The sequence below is a fragment of the Caballeronia sp. LZ003 genome (assembly GCF_031451465.1).
Lineage (GTDB): Bacteria > Pseudomonadota > Gammaproteobacteria > Burkholderiales > Burkholderiaceae > Caballeronia.
In genome coordinates, this window is sequence record NZ_JARUXJ010000238.1 from 1 (window position 1) to 22227 (window position 22227).

Genomic DNA, 22227 nt, shown 5'->3' on the forward strand with positions numbered 1-22227 from the left:
CAAGACGTTCACCTCTTAATCTCCTTCATGCCTGAAGGAGAAGAAAATAAACGTCCTGCTACGTCGCTACCGGCTACTCAACCGGGCGCGCGGGGTGGACGAGTTTAAAGTGCCCAACGCCTAAGGAATTTGGGTGCCCGCCGGGGGTTTCCGAAGAGTTAAGCGCTAGCTCGTTTCATTCGACAGAGATGAAATACGCCTTCATCGACCAGAGCGACCGCTCTCGTTAGATAGCATTGACTGGCTGCGAGATGCGAATCGGGCAGAATCGCTTGTGAAGCTAGGCGGTGGCAATTACGATCGCAAAACAGAGTTACGAATGGCTTTGCTCAGCGCACGGGCAGTCGTGCCTGCGAGACAGCCAAAAAACTCCTTGCATAGGTCCGTCCATTGCTCGACAAGATGTCATCGAGATTAGCGACCCCTGTAGAGGATATATGACCGCAAAAAATCACCCCAAGCCGCCGTTTCCCGAACAGCAGCAGGAACACCGCCCCGGACTGACCCGGCTACTCGATCCACAGCCCGATCACGGCGAGGACAGTTACAAAGGCAGCGGCAAACTTGCCGGCAAGATTGCGCTCATCACGGGTGGCGACAGCGGCATCGGGCGAGCGGTGGCGATTGCGTTCGCACGCGAAGGCGCAAGCGTGGCGATCTCTTATCTCGACGAACACGACGACGCCAGGGAGACCGCGCGCTGGGTGGAAGAAGCGGGACAAAAGGCGCTGCTGCTGCCGGGCGATATCACCGAGCGCGCGCATTGCCGCGAACTCGTCGCGAAGACGGTGGAGACGTTCGGCCATCTCGAAGTGCTGGTAAACAACGCCGCTTACCAGATGACCTACGACGGCCTCGAAGACATCAGCGACGACGAGTGGGACAAGACCTACTCGACGAACATCGGCGCGATGTTTCGCATCACCAAGGCGGCGCTACCGCATCTGAAGGAGGGCGCGGCGATCATCAATACGACGTCGGTGAATGCGGACGCGCCGAATCCCGGTTTGATCGCGTATGCGAGTACGAAGGGGGCGATCCAGAACTTCACGGGCGGCCTCGCGCAATTGCTGGCCGAGCGCGGTATTCGTGCGAATTGCGTGGCGCCGGGACCGATCTGGACGCCATTGATTCCTTCGACGATGCCCGTCGAGAAGGTCAAGAATTTCGGCTCGCAAGTGCCCTTGAAACGCGCCGGCCAGCCTGCCGAACTGGCCGCCGCTTACGTGCTGCTCGCCTCGGACGAGGCGAGCTACATTTCGGGCGCGACCGTCGCGGTGACGGGCGGCAAGCCCATCATCTGAAAGCCGCCTGTTTTTGTCGATCTGCTGCCACGAGCCTTTGCGAAGAGGTCGATGGTGGACCCAAGGTCGGCCTGTAGTGCGCACGTGTGGAACCGGTGGAGCAACGCGGGGCAGCCTAGGATAGTCCGCCGGACGGGGCGCGCTGCTTGCTTCATCATGAATGGATTTTTGTCGAATGGCAGGGTACCAACCTAAGGAGTGAAGCATGGCAACATATGCAGGGCGTTCACAGGATGATCGAGTCGCTGCGGAGAAGGGACAGAAACTTCCGGCCCAGGAGCAGGCAGGCGGCGAGATGGCCGTCGAGGGAACACAGGCAAGCAAAGATACGAGCAGTGGCGAACTGTCCGAGGCGGGAAAAGACATCTGGAGACAAGGCAGCACGATAGATGAAGAGGGGCCGGTGCCCGACGACTCACACAAAGGCGAGAAAACTTGAAAGCAGAGCACAGCCATGCGCACGTTGCGTTGAGAGCGCGCCGCGACAGGCCAATTGTGTAATTTCACACGAACAGTCTTTTGATCCAAACCAAGGTTTTGACGGCCGACGTCATCTTGCCGGCCGACACGTCCGGAAGCGCTCCTCAGTGCTTTTGTTTTTTTCCTCCCCCCTCCGTGTCCGGTTCCCGCCTTGGTGTGACTGGCAGCATGCCTTCCTTCGGAAGGACGCGCGGCAGTAGTGTTAGTGTCTTTTGCTGGTTTGGACGCCTTTACACCCCGTTCAGTCTCATTGGTCGGCTTGGCTGTTTTCATCCTGATTCTCCTCTGGTGTGGCGCCACTGTGCATTCGCGCTGGCGCTCTTAGCACTTAGCCAGAGCTATACCCGAACTGCCTCAGGTCAGCATGCAAGACTATATGTGGCATCAGCAAAATACGGGTTGTCTAACGGGTGAAGCCAGGCATCACTTGTGTAGCGAATCGCGCAAGGTTGCGACGTCATTGGTCGTAACGGGGCGCGCGTCGTTTCCCCATGACGCGCGGATATAGGTAAGAACTTGCGCGAGTTGCAAGTCTTCCAGTCTGCCGGCGAATGCGGGCATCGCCTGACGTGCAGGCCCATGCGCGGTGGCGGGCGTGTTTCCGCCTTCCACAAGAAGCCGGATGAGCGATGTAGTGTCTTCGCTGATTACCGAAGGGTTGCCCGCAAGGCGCGGGAACATATCGGGCACGCCCGTGCCATCATCGCGATGACAGCTCGCGCAAAAAGCCCCATACACGTCACGCCCCTGAGCGGGCGGAATCTCGGGAGCGCGTGTCTTCATCCGTCCCGTTTGCATTGGGGCGGATTCGAATGCGCCGTCGGCGATGCCGGTTGGCGGCAGGCTCTTCAGATAGCCGGCGATTGCACGGAGGTCGTCATCGCTCAGGTATTGCAGGCTGTCTTCAATGGCTTGCACCATGCTTCCGTACGCAGCCATTCCGGCGCCGTGTCCGGTTTTAAGGAACGAAGCAAGGTCTTCGGCACTGACACGACCAAGGCCCGAACCTGGATCGGCACGCAGATTCGGCGCGAACCAGTTGTCATTCACAGCGCCAGCAAGGAACGTTTTGGACGACTCGTCGTAACCGCGCTCTTGGTAGGCCATGCCGCGGGGCGTGTGACACGAACCGCAATGACCTAGCGATTGAATCAGATAAGCGCCACGGTTCCAGCTCGCATCGCGGTCGGCGTGCGGTTCGAACCGCTGCTTCGGAACGAATGCCGCGGTCCACAAGCGCAGCGCCCAGCGCTGGTTGAACGGAAATGGCACTTTCGTTTCGGGGGGCCGATGCTTGACCGCAGGCACGCCATGCATCATGTAGGCATATAGCGCGTGCATGTCCTCGTCGCCGATCTTGACGAAGGCGGGATAAGGCATGGCTGGATAGAGCGGCTTGCCGCCATGCGCCACGCCCTCGCGCAAAGCCTTCGCAAAATCGTCATAACTGTATGCGCCTATGCCCGTTTCCCGATCCGGCGTGATATTGCTGGTAAAGATCGTGCCGAAGGGCGAAGCCATCCCGAGTCCGCCGGCATAGGGTGCACCGTGCTTCGCGGCCGTATGACATCCTGCGCAGTCCGCTGCCTTGGCAAGATACGCGCCGCGTGCAATGAGTTCGGGAGATGGCGTGTCTTGGGCGGCGAATACACAAAGACTTTGCATCATCGCCAGCATTGCGAAGCTGAAAGTGAAGAGGCGTCGAGAGGGAGAGAACACTTCAACGCCCTCCGGCAACAGGGGGAGCGGACACTTTCGACGCTGGCCTGCGAGCAAGCCAGCGTGCGGCGACCATAAGCCCGGCAATGAAATAGGCAAGCCCGCCTGGCACCCACATGATGAGTCCGCCGAGTTGCTGATCCTGCAGCGGGTCGAAGCCCAACGCCAGGGTGCTCTCAATACAGGACGGATACCACACGCCTGGCGCAAGCGTCAGCAACGCCCCAAGGGCGCCGGTATGGACCATGGTCGTGAACAGGGAAAGCATGGCGTGTGCGCTCGTGATACCTTGGGCGGGCGATATCCGCCCGAATACAGTCCACCACAACAGCAACGCGCTGCCGAGAAAGCTCACATGCTGGAGCGCATGGATGCCGGGACGCGCGAGCGCTGCCTCGAAGAAGCGCGGTGCGTGCCAGCACCAGAGCGCTGCCGCATGCAGGACCCAGGCGACGGCTGGCGCGGTCAGCCATCGCCAGGGATGCCTGAGCCAGCCCGAGCGCGTCGCGGCGCCGATCCGAAGGCGCGCATTAGAGGGAAACGCCCAGACGAACATGGCGAGCGGCCGGCCGATGACGAGCAATGGCGCGGCCACGAGCATGAGCAGCTCGTGCTGCAGCATATGTGCCGAGAACAGGGCCTCGCTCAACGCATGCAGAGGCGAAACGAGCGCGACCGCCAGCGTCACCCAGCCGCCGATGAAGGCGGCGAGCCGCCATCTGCGCAGTGCGTGACCGCGCGCGCCACGCAGGCGCAAACGCGCGTAGCCGGTGAGATAGAGCGCCAGAGTCAGCACGAGCAACACCACTACCCACGGCTCGAAAGTCCAGCCGAGGTAGGGTGCGCCGGACGCATCGGCCGTGACTTCATGGCCCCACGCAAGGCATGGAACGATCAGGAAGGGCAGCGCTTTCAGCACGCGGGTAGTATCCATTGCGGAAGAGAAATGGCGACGAGCGCGACACACGAAAGGCTGCCGACGCCCGTGGCAACCGCGGCCATGAAGCTCGCGCGCGCCGGCCGCGCTGGGCTGTCGACGGCAACGCGGTGCTTCACACGCATATCCCGCCAGCGCAGCCCCGCGGACAGGGTTGCAACAGCGTACGCAGCAAAGCCCGCGATGCTAACGCCATCGAGCGGCACCTGGCTCGCCAGATGGCAAGAGGGACCGACAAGCATGTAGTTCACGCTCAGACACGTCAGCACGATTGAAGGAGCGATGATGAGCGCGAGCCAGATCCGCATAAGCATCCTTAGAATCGTGGCGCGAGATAAATCACACCGTACATCGGCAGCCAGCTTAAAATCACGAAATACCAGTAGATGGCGTTCTCGCTGACATCCACGAAACGCTTGCCCTCGAAAGGGCCGGTGAACAGCAGCACGGCAAGCACCGCGGTATCGACGGTATCGGTGATGAGATGGGTCGTATGCAGACCGAGCAGCAGCCACACGACGGACCCATATGCATTCGCGTACCAGCTCACGTTGAGCGTCGCGAATTCCAGGCCGCGAATCACGAGGAACAGCAGCGACAGCACCACGCACACGCATAGCCACAGCCGTGCGCGTTCGCGCTCACCCCGCTCCGCAGCACGCTTGGCAAACTGATTGGGCACCAGGCTCACGATCAGCACCAGCGTGTTCGCGGTGCCCCAGCGCAGTTCGGGCGCCGCCGCTGCCATAGGCCAGGCGGAGGAGAGTGCGCGCAGATAGAAGTACATCATCACCGCGATGGCGAAGACGGTCCCCTCAATCAGCATCAGGCCCATCGTGCTCCACCACATAAGGCTGCGATGGCCGAAGGCGTAGGTCGGCAGTCCGGCGACATCGAGCACGAGCTGCTCTGCGGCGCCAGTTTCGGATGCCTGGCTGCGTACATGAGGCGCGTTCACGGACGATTCTCCCGCGCGAGCGCAATCCGGTTATCGCCGCGTTTTGGCCAGAACCACAGGATCATCGCGACCGCGACTGGCGCAGACGCCCATATTACAGCCCACGGCGTGTAGATGGAGCCGATGAACAGCACGGTCGTTGCCACCGCGCTCGCAAACGGCCAGACCGACGGCGAGGGAAACAGCGGCCGATGATCGGGCGTCGCATCGAGCACGCTCGTGACCAATACCTCGCGCGCGTCCACGGCAAGGCCCGCGACGCATGATGGCTGCGCGCCGGGTTCCCACAGCGGATCGCGTCCGTGGACCACGGGAATCACATCGAAATTATGCGCAGGCGGCGGAGACGGCACACTCCATTCGAGCGTGCCCGCGCCCCACGGATCGTCTGGCGCACGCGTCTGGCTGCGCAAACTGCGTATGACGTTCACGATAAAAAGCAGCACGCTCACGGCAATGATCCAGGCGCCGACGGTCGACATGAGATTCATGCCGTCCCAGCCGAGGCCATGCGGATAGGTCCATACGCGGCGCGGCATGCCGTAGAGGCCAAGCAGATGCATCGGGAAAAAAGTCACATTGAAACCAATGAAAAACAGCCAGAACTGCCAGCGCCCGAGGCGCTCGCTCAGCATGCGCCCGGCGAACTTGGGGAACCAGTAGAAGAACGCGCCGAACAGCGGAAATACTGCGCCACCGAGTAACACGTAATGCAGATGCGCGACGACGAAGTAAGTATCGTGCACCTGAAGATCGATCGGCACCGAGGCGACCATGATGCCCGTCAAGCCGCCGAGCACGAGGATGAAAAAGAACGCAAGCACGAACAGCAACGGCGTTCGGAGGTCTAGTTTGCCGGTCCATAGCGTGCCGATCCAACAGCAGATCTGCAATGCCGACGGAATGGCGATCATCATGCTCGCGGCCGTGAAGAAGCTCTTGCCGAGTTCGGGGATGTTGGTCGCGAACATGTGATGCACCCAAAGCCCGAACGAAAGAAACGCAATGGCGATAAGCGCCAGCACCATCGCCGGATAGGCAAAGATCGGCCGGCGCGCGAAGGTCGGGATGATCGTCGATATAAAGCCGAGCGGCGGGATGAAGATGAGATACACCTCGGGATGCCCGAAGAACCAAAAGAGGTGCTGCCACAGCAGAACGTCGCCACCTTTGGCGGGATTGTAGAAGTGCGTGCCGACTAACCGGTCGAGTATCAGGGCCGTGCTGCACAGCATGACCGAAGGCATCGCGAAGAGGACCATGACCTGCGTCACGAGCGTTGCCCAGACGAAGAGCGGCATACGGTTGAGTGACATGCCGGGTGCGCGCATCTTCAGGATGGTGACGATAAGAATGATCGCTTCGAGCAAGCCCGACAACTCGGTGAAGGTAATCATCTGTGCCCAAATGTCGGAGCCTTTACCGGGCGCATAATCGGGCCCCGCGAGCGGCACATAGCTGAACCATCCGGAAGCCGGCGCGCTGTTGAACAGGAGCGATGCAAACAGCAGCAAGCCGCCGAACAGAAACACCCAGTAGGCGTAAGCGTTCATGCGGGGAAACGCGATGCTGCGCGCGCCAATCATCAGCGGCACGAGGTAGGTGGCGACCGCTTGCATGACGGGCACGGCGAACAGGAACATCATCGTCGTGCCGTGCGTGGTGAAGAGCTGGTTGTAGAGATTCGGGCCGATCAGCTTTGCGTCCGGACGCGCAAGTTGCATGCGCATGGCCAGCGCCATCACGCCGCCAAGCACGAAGAATACAAAAGTTGTAACGATGAAGCGCCGCGCGATGGTCTTGTGATTGATCGCGCACAGTCTGCCGAGCAAGCCCGGTGGATCGCTCCAGGTCGCGGCAAGCGAGGCGCGGTCTGCATGGGCGGCGTGGCTCATCGCAAAGTCTCCAGCCAGGTTACGAGCGCCGTCATGTCGTCGGCGGCAAAGTGCGATGGCGGCATCAGCGCGCCGGGTTTCAGCGCGTCAGGATCGCGAATCCAGCGCGCAAGCGTGTCGTGGTCGTTGTCGAGGGTGCCGGCCGCGATCTTCGGGCGCGTCGCCAGATGCGTCAGGTCGGGCCCAAGCATGCTGCGCGCGGTCGTGCCGCGCACGGCATGGCAACGTGCGCAATCGTTTGACAGAAAGAGGTCGCGGCCACGCGTGGCGAGTTCGTTCGGCGGCGATGGCGCGTCGGCCCGCTGCCGGGCGGCCCACGCGTCGTAGTCGGCGGGTGACTGTGCGACGACCGAAAACGCCATCAACGCATGTTCCGCGCCGCAGAATTCCGCGCACTGTCCGCGATAAACGCCGGCCTTGTCAGCGCGAAATTCGATGGTGGTGTCACGCCCGGGAATCATGTCCTTCTTGCCATGCAGGTTTGGCGCCCAGAACGTATGGATCACGTCCGCGGCGGCTAGCGCGACGACCACCGGCCGTCCCACTGGCACGTGCAGTTCGTTGGCCAGCATGAAGCCGGGCGCGCCGCGGTCGGGAAGATAGCGCGCTTGCCACCACCATTGGTGTCCCGTCAATTCGATATGCAGCGCATCGGCGACCGGCAGGCGCGACAACGCGCGGTCAGTGAGGACATCGGCGAAGATGAGGCCGAAGAGCAGTACGGCAGACACGACTGTGCCGGTGATCACCGCGCGTCGCATGCGCGGTTCGGTATGTTCGGTCGAAGACAGGTCGGGGGTCAAGCCCCGCCGCGCCGGCTTTGCCCGCCATAACGCGATGACACAGGCGACGAGTATCGCCGCGAAGACGACGCAGCAAACCGCGAGCGTGAGATGCCAGAGCCGCAAGATCTGGCTCGCCTGAACTCCAGCCGGATGCAGTGCATCTTGCATAATGGCCTAGTCGATTTATGGGTGGGGAAGTTCAGCCGCGCATGAACGAGCAATCGCTATTCCAAACGTCCGCATGCAAGCAATTGCCAATAAGGTTCAAGCGGCATCGCGATTGCTCGCCAGTCAGCTCCTAGGGAATACTACACGCTGTCGTGGGGAGATTTCAGAGAGTCTTATGGACGAGATCGAGCGGTTGCGCCAAGTCGCATATGAACAATGGGAAAGGGAAGGACGGCCCGAGGGAAGGGCAGAAGGGCATTGGCAATTGGCGCTTGAGACCATGGCCAAGCATTCACATGCCAATTCGCCACGAGCCACCTTACGCGCGAGCAAGTTGTCTGACCTGCTTTCCGAGGCGAACATTACGGTGCTGGAGAAGCATGTGTTGCCTCGCTATCTGTCCGAGCGGCGCTGGTATTCCGCAAAGGACCGTGACATAGGCCAAATTCGGCTGACCGCCTCGCCGCCGTCGATCGACGACATCGGTGTGATGACGCAGGTCCGGGTCGGATTGGACGGAAACGAGGAGGTCTACTCTTTGCCGCTCGCGATAATCTGGGACGACCAGTGCGCGGGCGACGCAACGGAACTGGCGCGCAAGATGACGCTCGCGGAAATAGAGCATTTAGGCCGGACTGGCGTCGTGACCGATGCTTTTTTCGTTCCCGAATTCGTCCGCGCCCTGTTGCGTAACATCGGCGCAGGTCACTCCGTCGGCGCTCAAGATGGCGAAGCGTTGGACTTTTTCACGGAGGACGCCTTCCGCCTGAAACACAGAAGTGAGGAGGAGTTGCGGTGGCTGTCGGCGGAGCAGAGCAACAGCTCCGTCATTATCGGCGGCCACACCGTGCTCAAGCTAATGCGACGTCTGGAGGACGGCGTGCACCCCGAGCCGGAAATGTGTCGATTCCTGACTCGCGCCGGATACCGAAATTCCAGTCCTCTTTTCGCGGAAGTAATTCATTCGGATCGTGCGGAGCGTCAGCGCACACTCGCTGTCGCTCAGGGCTTTGTGCCGAACAGCGGCGACGCGTGGACTTTCGCCGTCGAGAAGTTCTGCGAAGGAGCGTCGCCCGGGGCGGCGGACCCCGACCGAGCTTCGTATGCGTCGGCAACGAATGCCATCGGCACCTTTGCAAGCGTACAGGCGATGACGCATGCCGTGGGTCTGCGCCTGGGCGAGCTTCATTCCGTGCTGGCCAACGGCCGAGGCGGGCCGGCGTTCGACCAGGAACCGGCAAGCGACCAAGATATTACGGTATGGAAAAACGCTGCGGTTGTGCAACTCAATAAGGCACTTGAGATAGTCTCCCAGCGCGGCAAAGCGCTGACGGGCGCATCTCTTGATGACGAGTCACTTCTCCGTTTATTTAGTCACCATCGCAACGAGATAATCACGACCATCGAAGATTCGACCTTCAGAAAAAATGGTAGCTCGAAAATCCGTATCCACGGCGACTTCCATCTCGGGCAGGTGCTTCTATCCGAGCAGGACGCATTCATCATCGATTTTGAAGGAGAGCCAGCCCGGCCGATGGATGAACGGCGAATGAAGTCCCATCCGCTTCGGGACGTGGCTGGGCTGCTCCGCTCCATTGCATATGCGGCGGCGTTTCATTTGAAGGAGAGAAGCGGGCAGACAAGGAGCAGTCACGAAAGCCTTGCGGCACAGGTTCAGGCGTCCCGCTCCGCCGCTGAAAACGCTTTCCTGCGGAGCTATGCGTCGGCTGCACCGCACGGCGCCGGCCTGGAAGACACGGACGAGGGCCCTGGCCTCCTTGACCTTTTTCTCGTCGAGAAGGCGGCAGACGAGGTCTGTTATGAAGCAGCGAATCGTCCGGAATGGTTGCAAATTCCGTTACACGGGCTCATGGACGCATTGACGCGATTTCCTCCACTGAAAAAGTTGGGAGAAAAGCGTGAGAGGTCATGACCATTGGCGAAAAAGCCTCGCGTGAAGCGGTCAAGCATGTCAGCGTCCTTTCTTCCTGCCGAGGACGGGGTAATTCAAGCAATGTGCGATCGCGCAGAAGCGTCGCAACCGGCCCGCGCGCAAACGACGCCTGGTGTAGTGATTGCTGCGCTGGCTTCTGGCCGATTAAATCAAAAACTGAGAGAGACGGAAAAATGGATATCCCGAGGCAGGTCGTTTCGTTTTTGACTTTAAGAAGCCTTAAACTGGCCACCGCAGAATAGTGTACTGCAGGACTCATTGCATCGCTTATATCGTCGGTGCCGGGCAGCGGCGCCTGCCTGGACGTTGGCTTCATAACCTATTCGCCATCCGGTAAAGCGGGCTTCCTCGGAGTCAAGGAAGCAACGATGAACGAGCACGGCCTGACAAGCGAAGAAGTGGCGAAGGAAATGGCAGAAGGGGCACTTCGACTTGAGGCGTGTTGTGCTGATGTTTGTATTTCCAACACGGGCGTCGCCGATGGAAACGCCGGTGATGATCCAGCGCCCGGAACGCAGTGTTTCGGATGGGCGCTCAAGCTGCGTGATGGCAAAATCGTGAGCGTTACCGAGACTGAAATTTTCGACGGCGAGCGTAACGACGTCAGACGCGCCGCTGCGCTGTACGCGTTGTCGCGTATCGAGCACCACTTCAACAGCATACCGAAAGGCTGACGGGAGTTTGCAATGCAAGAAGGCAGCAGCGACTGGCAAGTTTGGCAAAAAGAAGTCATGACCGCGCTAGACGTTCAACCCGATTTCGACGAGGAAACCGAGCGTGAGCGGCGCGTGACTTTCTTGTCGCACTACCTGGTTTCTCAAGGTTTGAGAACGTATGTGCTAGGGATCAGTGGTGGTGTCGATTCTTCCGTGGCCGGCCGATTGGCACAGTTGACGGTTGAACGCCTTCGCGCGCGCGGAAACAAAGCGCACTTTGTGGCGGTCAGACTGCCCTATGGCGTCCAGCGCGATGAGCAGGACGCCCAACATGCGCTCGAATTCATTCGGCCGGACGAAGTGCTCACCGTCAATATCCAGCGTTCATCCGATGAGATGCTTCTGTCGCTCGAGCAGGCGGGCGCTCAATACGTCGATGATTATCAAAGGGACTTCGTACTCGGCAACATCAAGGCGCGTGAACGCATGATCGCTCAATATGCGATTGCGGGCGCCAGACAGGGCGTGGTGATCGGTACTGACCATGCCGCCGAATCACTCATGGGTTTTTTCACCAAGTACGGTGACGGGGCGGCGGACATTCTGCCCCTTTCGGGTCTGACCAAGCGACGCGTGCGTGCACTAGCCCGCTTGATGGGTGCGGAAGAACGGCTTGTGATCAAAGTGCCGACCGCCGATCTGGAAACATTGACGCCGCAGCGTCCTGACGAGGACAGTTATGGTGTCAGCTACGAAAACATCGATGATTTTCTGGAGGGCAAGGACGAAGTGGTGGTGACCGTGCGGCGCTCTATATCGCTACGCAGCATAAACGCTCGCTTCCGGTGACAGTGCCTGTGGTCGCGCCACTTTGATCTTTAAGTTACGAGGAGCTAACTGCACCGTAGCTGGTGGCTTCACAAGGTGCTGCTATAGATTCGCGGCCCCGTCATGCTGCTGGCGGGGATCTACAGAGGTACTTGCTCCTGCACCGGCACCACGGTGGCAGTCCGGCTTACCTTGCAGCCGCTTGCTCGCTCGTTCTACGTCAGACGGGTAATCGATTTCGTCGGCTACAGGATCGAAACCGGCACAGCGATAGGCTTGCGTGTCCGCCTCTACTGCCTGACGCGTTGTGCTGCCGCTCGATGAACAGGCGCTGATCAAAAGCGGGACCGCGGCGAAAAGGCCAGCCATGTAAAGCGAGCTGTTGATAAAGCGGGTGGGCGCGCATTTGCGCTTTGCGGACGAGCACATGTTCAATGTCGTATTTGCTCGATGGAGATGGGATGCTCAACGCGGCCGCCGTTGCGGTCGGTCAGTTCAACGCACCGGTGATAAACCATGGTCCAGCCCGCGCGGAGACGTGTCACCGGCCGATTGCCTTCGGCTCGGCTGTCAATGCCGCCTAGTCCACGGGCGGGCGCGGGAACGTTGTTGTCCAGGGTGGCATTCGAGCCAACAACGTTATCGTGTTGAAGCGGTAGATCGCGCTTGGCTTCGAGCCCCTCTCCATCGGTGTCGACCGTATCATCGGACGCGTCCATATTCGCATTGTCGACAGAGACAATTCGGGACTGCGCGCGCTCGATCGGGTCTGCTGACTGCGCGGTGACCGAGTCGACATCTATTTCGGGCAGCGGGGCGCTCTCGTTGTTTGCGTAGGAAGTAGGCGGGCTTTTCTTTCCCGCGTGGTCCTTGGCCATGACTTGCGCATCCGCTCGCGCAGTTTCGGTAGCAGGCGTCTCCGATGGCGTCTGCGCCTGAATTTCTTTTTGCTGCAATTGAGTGGGATTAGATTCGGCGTTATTCAAGGGATTACCTGCGGTAGCTCAGTTGTTGGAAGAGGAGAACGAATCGGAGTGCCTTTTCTGCCGTTCGACATCCCCTTAGGAGCATTGGGTGTGCCCCGGATATGTTTGTCTTGGACCCGATTCGTGCGGCACACCGGTTGCTTTATGGATCTGCAGTAAGACCCAATGCCAGGAGCATTAAAGTGAAAACGAATTCGATTCTTTTCGCGGCACTGACGTCCGCACTCATCGTTGCCGGACCCGCCGCATTCGCGCAAACGCAGGCCGCAAGCACCCGCAGGCAAACGACCTTCCTGCGGTCGATAAAGCGTTTGTGCAGGCCGCTTCCGAGTCGAGCTCGACTGAGATAGACACGTCAAAGCTGGCGAGCAAGCAGTCGCAAGATAAAGACGTGAAAGACTTCGCGCATCATATGATGCTCGACCACACCAAACCGACGGTCCAGCTCAAAATGGCTGCGCCCCATGGCATGGCGGTTCCTAAGGACAATTCGGACACATCGGTACTCGATATGCTCAAGCCGCTCAGTGGAAAGGCGTTCGATACCGCGTATATAAAGACCGTCGGCATAGACGGGCACCAGAAGGCCGTTGCTGCTTTCCAAAAAGAAGCCTAGGAAGGTCAGAACGCGGATTTGAAGAAGGCTGCGCAAAAAGCGCTACCGACCATTCAGCATCATCTGGAGATGGCGCAAGCCCTTGCCGCAAAGAGGGGCGTGCAGTAACGAGAGGCTTCAACGCGAGTTTGCTCTGGCTCTTCGATCAGCGAGGGATGCGGCTTTCCCTGCCGATCGAGCCGTTCGAAGATGCATTTGCCGGAATAAACGCAATGGTATCGGCCAGTACACCTGAAACCGCGTTCGACATCGGCTGGGACTTCGCCCGCTTCGGGCGCGCGATGGATACGGCCGTGCGCGATCCCGCGGTACTTCAAGGGTTTGCGGCAGGACGCGAGCATTTCCGTGTTGCCCAACACCGGCCCGACCGATTCGTGTCGAAGTGGCTGCAACTTCGCATCAATGCATATAAACGGCGCCGTATATTGGACGCGCACGTCACGCCGTCCTATCTCAAGCGGATCGACTCTCTGGTTTGCCCGATCACTTTATCGCCTCTTACGCACGGCGCCCTTTGCGAGACGGACTGGTCCGTCGATCGCATCAACAACAACGGAGCGTATGCTCCCGGCACCTGATGGTTATGTCGGTCAAAGCAAACAAGGCAAAAGGCGCGAAGGATTACCGGGCGGTGGCTCATCTGGCATCGGCTTGTGCAACAGGAAATGCGGATGCCGCCGACTTGCGTGGGCTATCCCGTTCCGAATGGGCTCGGCTGGCATGTGTCATGGTTGGCGCAGCAGATGTCTCCGACGTCGAATCGTCGCTCAGCCCTCTTTTGACGAAGATTCCTGAAGACTCTCGTGTGCCCCTTTATTACGTCCTGCAACAAATGCTGCTCCATTCGGCACTGCATGCTTCGGAGCGCAACCGAATCCTGAAAGCGCTCAATCGCCTGCAGCCGTCTGCAGAGCGGCGTCTGAGCCTGCATTGCGCCGCAGAGCGACTATCCATTGCTTTGAAGCGTGCTGCTTTTCCTTACGATGCGCTGGCCGACGAGTCGGTGCAGCGCCAGCTTTGGGGCTGGTTTCAGGCTATACCTGGCGCCTACGTCCCCGGCCTGCTCGAAGTATGCGCATTTCATGGGGCCTAGCAATGTGAGCCGACGCTTCCAGCCGCCTCGTCGGTACAGACGCAGGCAAATTTTAAGCGGATTCATCAGCCTATGCACGACAGCCGCGCTGTTCAGCCATGCGAATTGCTGAACGCAGTTTCACGGCATGACGATTGCAATAGATGATGTGCTTTTAATCAACCAATATTTTTGGAGAAAATCATGGCCGCTGCGACCACCCTCAATGACCTGTTCATCCATGCCCTGTCGGACGTCTACAGTGCAGAGAAGCAACTGACAAAAGCGCTTCCGAAACTGGCCCGAGCGGCGACAAATCCTGATCTGGCGGCAGCGTTCAAAACGCACCTGGAAGAGACGCAGGGCCAGATTGAACGAATCGACCAGGTTGTCGAGTTATCTGCCATCAAACTAAAGCGCGTGAAGTGCGTTGCGATGGAGGGCCTCGTCGAAGAAGGACAGGAGCAAATCGAAGAGATCGAGAAAGGGCCGATTCTCGATGCCGCGCTGATTGCCGCTGCGCAAAAAGTCGAACACTACGAGATTGCGACATACGGAACGCTGGCTGCGCTTGCGAAGAAACTTGGATATAACGACGGTATGAAACTTCTTCTGGAGACCCTGGAAGAAGAGAAGGCGACGGACAAGAAGCTGACGCTGCTTGCCGAGCAAGAGCTATCCGAGGAAGAAGTCGGCAAGTGACCTGTCAAAGAACCGTGCTTTTTGTAGGGCGGCTTGCCAAGGTAAGCCGCCGCTACCTTCGAGCAAGCCGGTGTTCGAGTTCCCGCTAATAACCGGGGCAACGCCCGTTATATGCCCCGTTGAAGTCAAGCGCCCCTGACAAGGACAGCGCTGCGTCGGTTACGGTCGAAGACTTCCATCACGCTTGGCTGCCATGTTTTGAAGTACGGACAAGCATCGCGCTTGCTGCGCGGGGGGCATTGAGATGATGGCTCCGCACGGCACTGCACTATCGCGGATTTTCCGCCGGAAAAGTTGGCTTCCGCCTCTGTTGCTAGGATTCGGCATCTCAGGGCTCTTTGACGGAATCGTCCTCCATCAGATTTTGCAGTGGCATCACTTGCTCAAGGGAGTTGAACAACCTTGGAGAAGGGATCTACGCGCTCAGATTTTTGCAGACGGGGTCTTCCACGCCGCATTGTGGCTCGTGGTACTTGCCGCTTCGATTGGAATGTGGAGAGGCCGGCATTCGTCAAATGAAGGCCACTTCCAACAAGTTTTATCATCGGCGTTATTTGGATTCGCTTTATGGCACGGCTTGGATGCGGCTGTCGATCATTGGGTGTTGCAGATTCACCATATCAAAGACGACGCGGCGCAGCCGGTTCTCTGGGATGTGGTCTGGCTGGTGGTTTTCGGTATCGTCCCAGCCCTGGCTGCTTGGGCAATCGGGCGCAATGATAAAGGCGACGGAGTAGATGGCCGTTGTGCGGCGCCACCGGCACGTCCTACAGCCGACGTCGCAAATGAACAGCAGAGACCGATTAAAAGGCGAGCACGCCCTTGCGCACTGTCGTTGCTAGCAGTTGTTGCAGTGGTATTGGCAGCCGCCTATTCGCCTCAAAGCGATAGAGCGATGCTATTGACGCTACCAGGTGTTTCAACCGCGCAGATATTCGACGAAATCGACCAGTTGGACGCGCGCATCCTCTGGACGGACCGCTTGGGAAACGTTTGGTCCGTTCAACTACCGCGCTTCCAGTCCGCCTCATGGTTTCCCAGCGTGCGACAGGGCGTTCTGATTTTTCGTGTCAGCATCGGCTTAGCGGGATGCAGCATTTGAATAGCCGTTCGCCGCCTGCTGCAGGTTGTCATGCGCTACATATACTGTGCAACAGTGCAGCGCCTTTCGCTTTCAAGCTGTATCTTTTTCAATTTTCCCGTCGATCCACGGTCGCAGCAATTGTGGCGTGCGCATGTCGCGCGGCGGAGCAAAGTCGCGTCGCGCGACGCCACGCATCGCCTGAGGAGAGCGAGGAAAGCCGCTGCGCCCACGATACCGCGTGTCGATGCCTCGCTGCCATTCCCGATCGGAAGTGGACTCACCTCTAAGCGCGACGCTCGTATATACGTCAAGCGCGGTTATGCCAAGGAGATTGGCCAACGTGCCGAGCGTCCGTGCTTGGCGCCGGGGAGAGGGCACACCCGCTTTACCAATCACGGTCGCGACATCGACTATATCGCCGCCCACTCGCGCCCACACGTAAGGCGCAGGGTGACGCGTCAGAAGGATGCCGACGCCACACGCGATTTCGCGCAGGCCATACAGTCGCACAAGCGCGCGGCTGCCTTCGATGCCGGCGGCACGGGCGACGCTACGCGGCGCAACGAGTTCAGCCGCCCCTATAGCCAGGCTGAACCATCCGAGTCCGCGTGCGAGCGAACGTGGGTTGCGCCCGGCGCGTAAAGCCCGGCCCGCCGAGTCAGTATGAGAGTTCATAAGAAGCCTTGTTAAGAAGTCGAGGGGAAGCCGTCCGACACATTCACGGTTTCAGAACAACCTTGATGCAGCCATCCTTCTTGTCCCGAAACGTTGTGTACATGTCCGGACCGTCTGAAAGCGCGACCGTATGGGTAATGACGAACGACGGATCGATTTGTCCTTCCCTAATGCGGCGTAACAGGTCGTTCGTCCAACGATTCACATGCGTTTGCCCCATGCGCCAGGTGAGCCCTTTGTTCATTGAAGCGCCAAAAGGAATCTTGTCTATCAATCCGCCATATACGCCAGGCACGGATAAGATGCCTGCGGGGCGGCAAACGTAAATCATTTCACGAAGCACATGCGGGCGATCCGTCTCCAACATCACTGTCTGTTTTGCGCGGTCGTACAGTGCGTCAATGGATCGGGTGGCGTGCGACTCCATGCCCACGGCGTCTATGCACTTTTCCGGACCTTTGCCCTGCGTCAACGCGCCCAATCTTTCCAAGACGCTTTCGTTTGCGAAGTCGATCGTCGTCGCGCCCGCGGCTTGCGCCATCGCAAGCCGCTCGGGTACGCGGTCGATCGCGATGACCTGCCTGGCTCCCAGCAGAACGGCGCTGCGTATTGCCATCTGTCCAACCGGACCGGCGCCCCAGATGGCGACAGTATCGGTGGGTTCGATGTCGCATTGGACGGCGGCTTGCCAGCCAGTTGGAAAGATGTCGCCGAGAAAGAGCACCTGTTCGTCGGTGAGGCCGTCGGGGATCTTGATGTGGGTCTTGTCGGCGAACGGCACACGGACGTATTCCGCCTGGCCACCGGGGTATCCACCCGTCAGATGGGTATAGCCGAAAAGACCGGCAGTCGTATGTCCGAACATCTTGTCTGCAGCGCTTGCATTACGGTTGCTTCGTTCACACACTGAAAAATTGCCACGTTTGCACTGCTCGCACTCACCACAGAAAATAGTAAATGGCACAACAATGCGTTCGCCCGCCTTCAATACCGAGTTGTCTTTGCCCACTTCAACGACTTCGCCCATGAACTCATGACCCATGATGTCACCGGATTTCATGCCGGGCATGAACCCGTCGAAGAGATGCAGGTCGGAGCCGCAGATCGCACAACTCGATACTTTGACGATGGCGTCTCGTGGGTGCTCAATGCGAGGGTCTGGAACAGTCTCGTAACGAATATCTTTCTTGCCTTGCCATATCAGCGCCTTCATGTCTTTCTCCGTGAGGATGCAGTCACAAGCGGCCGCATTGCAGTTGCAATAGACCTCTTCGATCCATCCAAAGCGGCCACAGAATGCAACGAGCAACGCGCATACCGCCACAGTTCTTCCGAGCGTAAGGCACACTGACAAACCCTCTTGCCCGCGACAAACCGAGGGAACGTGGCTCTTTTTACAGTTGGAAACGCGCGGTGCGTCTTCCAGGCATGAGCAGGCAGCCCGTCGTAGAAGGGCACACGGATTGCAGCAACCATAGACGGAGGAAATCTTCCTCGACTTTCCCGTCACGCAAGGAGCCGATATGGCTGAACCGAAAGACCACCTTCTCGACTGGCTACGCGATGCCCATGCCATGGAGCAACATGCGGAGCAAATGCTACGCGCTCAGTCCGGCCGGCTTGAGCACTATCCTGAGTTGAAGGCTCGCATCGATCAGCATCTGCAGGAGACACTTGGACAACAAAAGATCGTTGCTCAGTGTATTGAACGCCTCGGCGGTACGACGTCAGTAGTTAAGGACCTGACGGCCAAAATGATGGCCTTTGGCCAGGCGGTCGGCGGCATGACGATGACCGATGAAGTCGTTAAAGGTTCCATCATGAGTTATGTCTTCGAAAATCTTGAGATTGGCTCTTACACGGCTCTTATCGCCGCAGCCGAACGCGTAGGTGACGCGCAAACGAAAGCCGCGTGCGAGCAAATTCTGCCACAGGAGCAAGCGATGGCGCAGTGGCTGCTCGACCACATTCCGTCCATTTCGAATCGCTACCTCGAGCGCTCGGCGGCAGGGGAGGAGGCAAAGAAGTAGGCGAATCATTTCTCTGGCGAGAAGCAAGGTCTTCGCGTTCGCGCGACAGCAGAATCTTTGCCTTGCGTGACATTCGGGGTCCGGATTGCATTTCTTGCGCGGGTACTGCCAGACAGAGCGAGCTACTGCCTCGCGCTTGAAAGCTCAAGCAGGGCAGTGCGGCTTGCAGTGACCGAAGAACATTCACTCACGAAGATTGTCGAGGATCGCGCGCCAGGCGCACGTATCGCCGAGCCGCCATCACAAGCAGCAATGTGGCCGCACCGGTCAACGCTGCCCGTGCCCCGGGCGGCTGCAACCTTGCGCTGGTGTACAAGCTGAATTCGCGTACGCGGCCATTTTCGCCCGAGCGCTCTCTCAAACCACCACCGCTTTTGTAGAGCGCGTCGCCGCTTTCCCGCGGTTCGCCTTTCAACTGTGCTTTAACTCCTACCAGGCTCGCTATGGCGTCGTAGAGGCGTGGGGCGCGTCGCCCAAACCCGGCAATCGCCCTCGAAGCACCACCCACGTATAGGTCGCGTGTCGGATGTACCGCTGCATGAAGAATTGCCTTCGCCACAATGGCTGGCGCGTAGACGGGTGGCGGCAGCTTGGGTTCCTCATCGAGATAATGTTTTGCATGCTCGACAAACAGTGTGTCGATGCCCGCCGGCTTGATAAGGGTGACCGATACAGGCGCCCGTTCGTCCTTCAGTTCAAGACGCAGCGAATCGGTAAAGCCTTTGACCGCGTGCTTGGACGCTACGTACGCGCCCTGCAGAGGTACGGCAATATCCGACAGCTCGCTTCCGAGATTGATGAGCGCCCCGCCGCTTTGCCGCAAATGCTTTATTGCGACACGCGAGCCATTCACAACGCCCCAATAGTTTGTGTCGAAGAGCCTGCGCTGGTCTTCCAGCGTCACATTCTCAAGGCGGCCGTAAATCGAAACGCCGGCATTGTTGATCCATGTGTCAAATCCGCCGAACCGCGCCACGGTGGCATCAGCGGCGGCTTGCAGCTGATTTTCGTCAGCGACGTCCGCCGCCGTGTATGCCACAGCCGGCGCTCCATCGCGTGCGAGTTACATTGCAAGCAACGCAAGGGACGCTTCGTCGCGCGAAATCAACATCAGCCGGGCGCTAGCCATTGCCGCATGGCGAGCTACAGAAAGCTCGATACCACTGGTCGCACCGGTCAATACGATTGTCTGTTCGTTCAACGGCTTGAGTTCGATTCGCATGAAGGGTCCAAACCGGGTTTCAGTCATCGAGCATGCCGCATTCCCAACACCCATACGCTCGCTTATACCCCGGCCCTCCGCCCTTTGCCGAGGCGGTCATGGAAAGCCCGCGCCGCAATGCAAGCAACCGACGCATCATAATTTAGATCATAACGGCCGAGACCGTGTAAACACGAAACAATCACGAGCAGATTGCTAGCGCGGGCGTCTGGCGAATGAGATATTCACAGTCCGGTCTTCGACTTCCGTTCACTACCAACGCCTTCGGAATAGAAGATTGCTGACACTCGAACGGAGGTGTACCGGATATCGATTGCTTCGACGCACTCTCCTGTTGTGAAGTTTGAACGGATCCCGTTAGCAGTTATCATCACTTCTTTCAATGGCAGCTTCGCTTTCTCTTAGCATCCCCATGCGGCCCCGTATCGCGCATCCGAATACAGCGTGCTGTCGCACGGAGCGCCTGTGCCGGCATTCATAGCCGCACCGGGCAGCCGTTCCTGATAACCCTATGGTCTGCCTCGGGATGTCTGCCTTTGTGGACCGGCTTCAGACGGAAACAAGTGTAGGACTATTGCGCGTTGCCATATCGGCGACGGCGGCGCATATCGAGCTGGCGATCTTGTGATGCACCATATGGCCCGCGTCGGGCACCTCATCGAGTGTGCTGTTCGGCAAAACGTCCTGCAGACGCACGGCATGCGCTTGCGGATCGACGATCTTGTCGCCGGTTCCTGCGAAAATTCGCACCGGTATATCGATTGAAGCGTAGTGCGCGCGCAATCGCGCGGCGGCTGGGATCATAAACGCTGCATCTTCCGACGTTGCCCGAATCTGGCCTGGACGCAACAGCATCTCACGAGGCATGGCATCGAAGAAGCCGCCAGGCACGGGCTGCGGCGAGAACATCGCCTTGACTGTCTGGCCGATGAGCAACCGGCCAGCAAAGGGAGAAGCGGTGTATCGGATCACATCACCGACTACGGGAAGCGCGACCGGCGCCGTCATTGCAACGTCCAGCCGCGCTGAGGGAAAGTAGTATCCGGAGATAAGCACGAGGCCGCGCAATTCCCCGGGAAAATCGACGGCAAGAGACAGCGCGACAAGTGTTCCCCATGAGTGCCCCACAACGATTGGCTTTGCGATACCGAGCTCATTAAGCGCGCGCTGTATTAAAGCTGCCTGCGCTTGAGCAGTCCAAAGCCGATTGCGCGGCCGATCGCTGTGACCGAAACCCGGCCGATCGAAAGACACGACGCGAAAATTTTCGGCTAGTCCATCGGTGACACCGCTTGCTTCGAAGTCCTGCAGTGTGACCATGTTACCGTGCAAAAGTACTATGCACGGACCCGTACCACTATCTGAGTAATGCAGATGGGTTCCATCGATTCCAATAAACCGGCCAACCGGTGGATGGGCACGCTCGACCTGTTTTGCTTTATGCCGGTTCCAAAGGGCAGCGGCCGCGGCAGCGGTGGCAGCAAGCGCGGCGGCGGCAACTGAAGGGGACAGAGACCTAAGTTTGGATGTGAAACGAGGCATGGGATTTTCAGAGTAATCGTTGGAAAGGATCGCGGATGCAATAGCGATGGTGAATTAGCTAGAGTGCGGGAGACGTCTTGCGTCTCAGGCGGATGCGCAGGTTGCATGCGGCCACCGTGTGTCACAGCGTTTTGGAAGTTCGTCGAGCGCGAGTGTCTTTTATTGGAAGCACTCATTGACTCTGCCGTGCAAGCTGCCTTGTATGCACCAACCGATACGGAGCTATAGAGGACGCGCCACCGGCGCGACACGATTGCAGCCCTAAAAGAAAATATGGCCTGACAATTTAGCAAGCCATGTGCCGGGGATGTAAGGTAAATCGGGGTCGACGCCTTACGTGCAAGGAATTGTGCCACCCATGTTAAGCCAACTTGCAAGCAGCTTGAGAATGGTAGGTATCGGTTTCGGCGCCGGCAGTAACGGATTGCTTGAGGCGGCTTGTCCGGCAGCACGCGCACTTGCAGCGCGGGTGAAGTCTCGCCTGGCGAACGACGCCACGTCCGACCGGTGAACCAACGAAAGAAAGGCAGGAGCTAAGCTCGAATCTGGTGTACGGGGGAGTTGAGGCGGGAGATTGAAGGCGGTGGAGGTTTTAGCTGAGAATCTGATTGTCG

18 protein-coding genes and 4 pseudogenes are annotated in these 22227 nt (G+C 58.9%); 12 read left to right on the top strand and 10 right to left on the bottom strand.

Translation table 11 applies throughout. The annotated features are described in order from the left end of the window. The first annotated feature begins 437 nt into the window (after nt 1–437). Nucleotides 438–1304: an SDR family oxidoreductase gene (locus QCE79_RS36545; RefSeq protein ID WP_309853292.1), complete on the top strand. Its 867-nt coding sequence runs from the start codon at nt 438–440 to the stop codon at nt 1302–1304. Between the two features lie 205 nt (nt 1305–1509). After that, nucleotides 1510–1743 carry a hypothetical protein gene (locus tag QCE79_RS36550; protein ID WP_309853294.1) on the top strand — a complete coding sequence of 78 codons (234 nt, stop codon included), beginning with the start codon at nt 1510–1512 and terminating at the stop codon, nt 1741–1743. Nucleotides 1744–2207: 464 nt separating this feature from the next. Here the strand turns inward: QCE79_RS36550 and QCE79_RS36555 are convergent, their stop codons facing one another. The 6 genes from QCE79_RS36555 to coxB are packed head-to-tail and all read right to left on the bottom strand — an operon-like array spanning nt 2208 to nt 8246. Then, entirely contained in the window at nt 2208–3452 is a 1245-nt protein-coding gene (locus QCE79_RS36555) for a cytochrome c (protein ID WP_309853336.1), read from the bottom strand. 52 nt (nt 3453–3504) lie between these two features. Further along, a complete protein-coding gene (locus tag QCE79_RS36560; RefSeq protein ID WP_309853296.1) occupies nt 3505–4422 on the bottom strand; it encodes a cytochrome c oxidase assembly protein in 918 nt (305 codons plus the stop codon). Next, a complete protein-coding gene (locus QCE79_RS36565; protein ID WP_309853297.1) occupies nt 4416–4748 on the bottom strand; it encodes a hypothetical protein in 333 nt (110 codons plus the stop codon). Before QCE79_RS36565 ends, QCE79_RS36560 begins: the two co-directional genes overlap by 7 nt. A gap of 8 nt (nt 4749–4756) precedes the next feature. After that, entirely contained in the window at nt 4757–5398 is a 642-nt protein-coding gene (locus QCE79_RS36570; protein WP_309853299.1) for a cytochrome c oxidase subunit 3, read from the bottom strand. Beyond that, nucleotides 5395–7293, bottom strand: coding sequence for a cytochrome c oxidase subunit I (gene ctaD / locus QCE79_RS36575; RefSeq protein WP_309853301.1), 1899 nt, complete (start codon nt 7291–7293; stop codon nt 5395–5397). Before ctaD ends, QCE79_RS36570 begins: the two co-directional genes overlap by 4 nt. Continuing rightward, on the bottom strand, nt 7290–8246 hold the full coding sequence (gene coxB / locus QCE79_RS36580; RefSeq protein WP_309853303.1) for a cytochrome c oxidase subunit II: 957 nt from the start codon (nt 8244–8246) through the stop codon (nt 7290–7292). The genes ctaD and coxB overlap by 4 nt, the downstream gene beginning before the upstream one ends. A gap of 175 nt (nt 8247–8421) precedes the next feature. Between coxB and QCE79_RS36585 the strand changes: the two genes are divergently transcribed. The 3 genes and pseudogenes from QCE79_RS36585 to nadE all read left to right on the top strand — a co-directional run bounded on the left by QCE79_RS36585 (nt 8422) and on the right by nadE (nt 11731). Further along, nucleotides 8422–10179: a putative maltokinase gene (locus QCE79_RS36585; protein WP_309853305.1), complete on the top strand. Its 1758-nt coding sequence runs from the start codon at nt 8422–8424 to the stop codon at nt 10177–10179. 194 nt (nt 10180–10373) lie between these two features. Further along, nucleotides 10374–10874: pseudogene (locus QCE79_RS36590) on the top strand (CinA family protein). A gap of 12 nt (nt 10875–10886) precedes the next feature. Then, nucleotides 10887–11731 (top strand): annotated as a pseudogene (gene nadE, locus QCE79_RS36595) (ammonia-dependent NAD(+) synthetase). 384 nt (nt 11732–12115) lie between these two features. Here nadE and QCE79_RS36600 read toward each other — a convergent pair. Further along, the gene (locus QCE79_RS36600) at nt 12116–12670 is read right to left on the bottom strand and encodes a DUF3005 domain-containing protein (protein ID WP_309853307.1); all 555 of its coding nucleotides are present in this window, start codon (nt 12668–12670) and stop codon (nt 12116–12118) included. A gap of 197 nt (nt 12671–12867) precedes the next feature. Between QCE79_RS36600 and QCE79_RS36605 the strand changes: the two are divergent. The 6 genes and pseudogenes from QCE79_RS36605 (at nt 12868) to QCE79_RS36630 (ending at nt 16786) form a co-directional block, all read left to right on the top strand. Beyond that, nucleotides 12868–13394: pseudogene (locus QCE79_RS36605) on the top strand (DUF4142 domain-containing protein). Nucleotides 13395–13441: 47 nt separating this feature from the next. Beyond that, complete coding sequence (locus QCE79_RS36610) at nt 13442–13864, top strand: hypothetical protein (protein ID WP_309853309.1); 423 nt, start codon at nt 13442–13444, stop codon at nt 13862–13864. Nucleotides 13865–13869: 5 nt separating this feature from the next. Beyond that, nucleotides 13870–14379, top strand: a complete 510-nt coding sequence (locus QCE79_RS36615) for a hypothetical protein (protein ID WP_309853311.1) — start codon at nt 13870–13872, stop codon at nt 14377–14379. Nucleotides 14380–14562: 183 nt separating this feature from the next. Then, nucleotides 14563–15060: a DUF892 family protein gene (locus QCE79_RS36620; protein WP_309853313.1), complete on the top strand. Its 498-nt coding sequence runs from the start codon at nt 14563–14565 to the stop codon at nt 15058–15060. Nucleotides 15061–15304: 244 nt separating this feature from the next. Next, complete coding sequence (locus QCE79_RS36625; protein WP_309853315.1) at nt 15305–16162, top strand: DUF2243 domain-containing protein; 858 nt, start codon at nt 15305–15307, stop codon at nt 16160–16162. A 432-nt stretch (nt 16163–16594) separates the two neighbouring features. Further along, the gene (locus QCE79_RS36630; RefSeq protein ID WP_309853317.1) at nt 16595–16786 is read left to right on the top strand and encodes a hypothetical protein; all 192 of its coding nucleotides are present in this window, start codon (nt 16595–16597) and stop codon (nt 16784–16786) included. Nucleotides 16787–16862: 76 nt separating this feature from the next. On the opposite strand, the gene QCE79_RS36635 is transcribed toward QCE79_RS36630, so the two are convergent. Next, nucleotides 16863–18032: a zinc-dependent alcohol dehydrogenase gene (locus tag QCE79_RS36635; protein ID WP_309853319.1), complete on the bottom strand. Its 1170-nt coding sequence runs from the start codon at nt 18030–18032 to the stop codon at nt 16863–16865. A gap of 310 nt (nt 18033–18342) precedes the next feature. Here QCE79_RS36635 and QCE79_RS36640 point away from each other — a divergent pair, with 310 nt between their 5' ends. Further along, on the top strand, nt 18343–18849 hold the full coding sequence (locus tag QCE79_RS36640; protein ID WP_309853321.1) for a ferritin-like domain-containing protein: 507 nt from the start codon (nt 18343–18345) through the stop codon (nt 18847–18849). 187 nt (nt 18850–19036) lie between these two features. Here QCE79_RS36640 and QCE79_RS36645 read toward each other — a convergent pair. Further along, nucleotides 19037–20071, bottom strand: a pseudogene (locus tag QCE79_RS36645) (SDR family oxidoreductase). A gap of 549 nt (nt 20072–20620) precedes the next feature. Then, nucleotides 20621–21613 carry an alpha/beta hydrolase gene (locus QCE79_RS36650; protein WP_309853323.1) on the bottom strand — a complete coding sequence of 331 codons (993 nt, stop codon included), beginning with the start codon at nt 21611–21613 and terminating at the stop codon, nt 20621–20623. Nucleotides 21614–22227 lie beyond the last annotated feature (614 nt).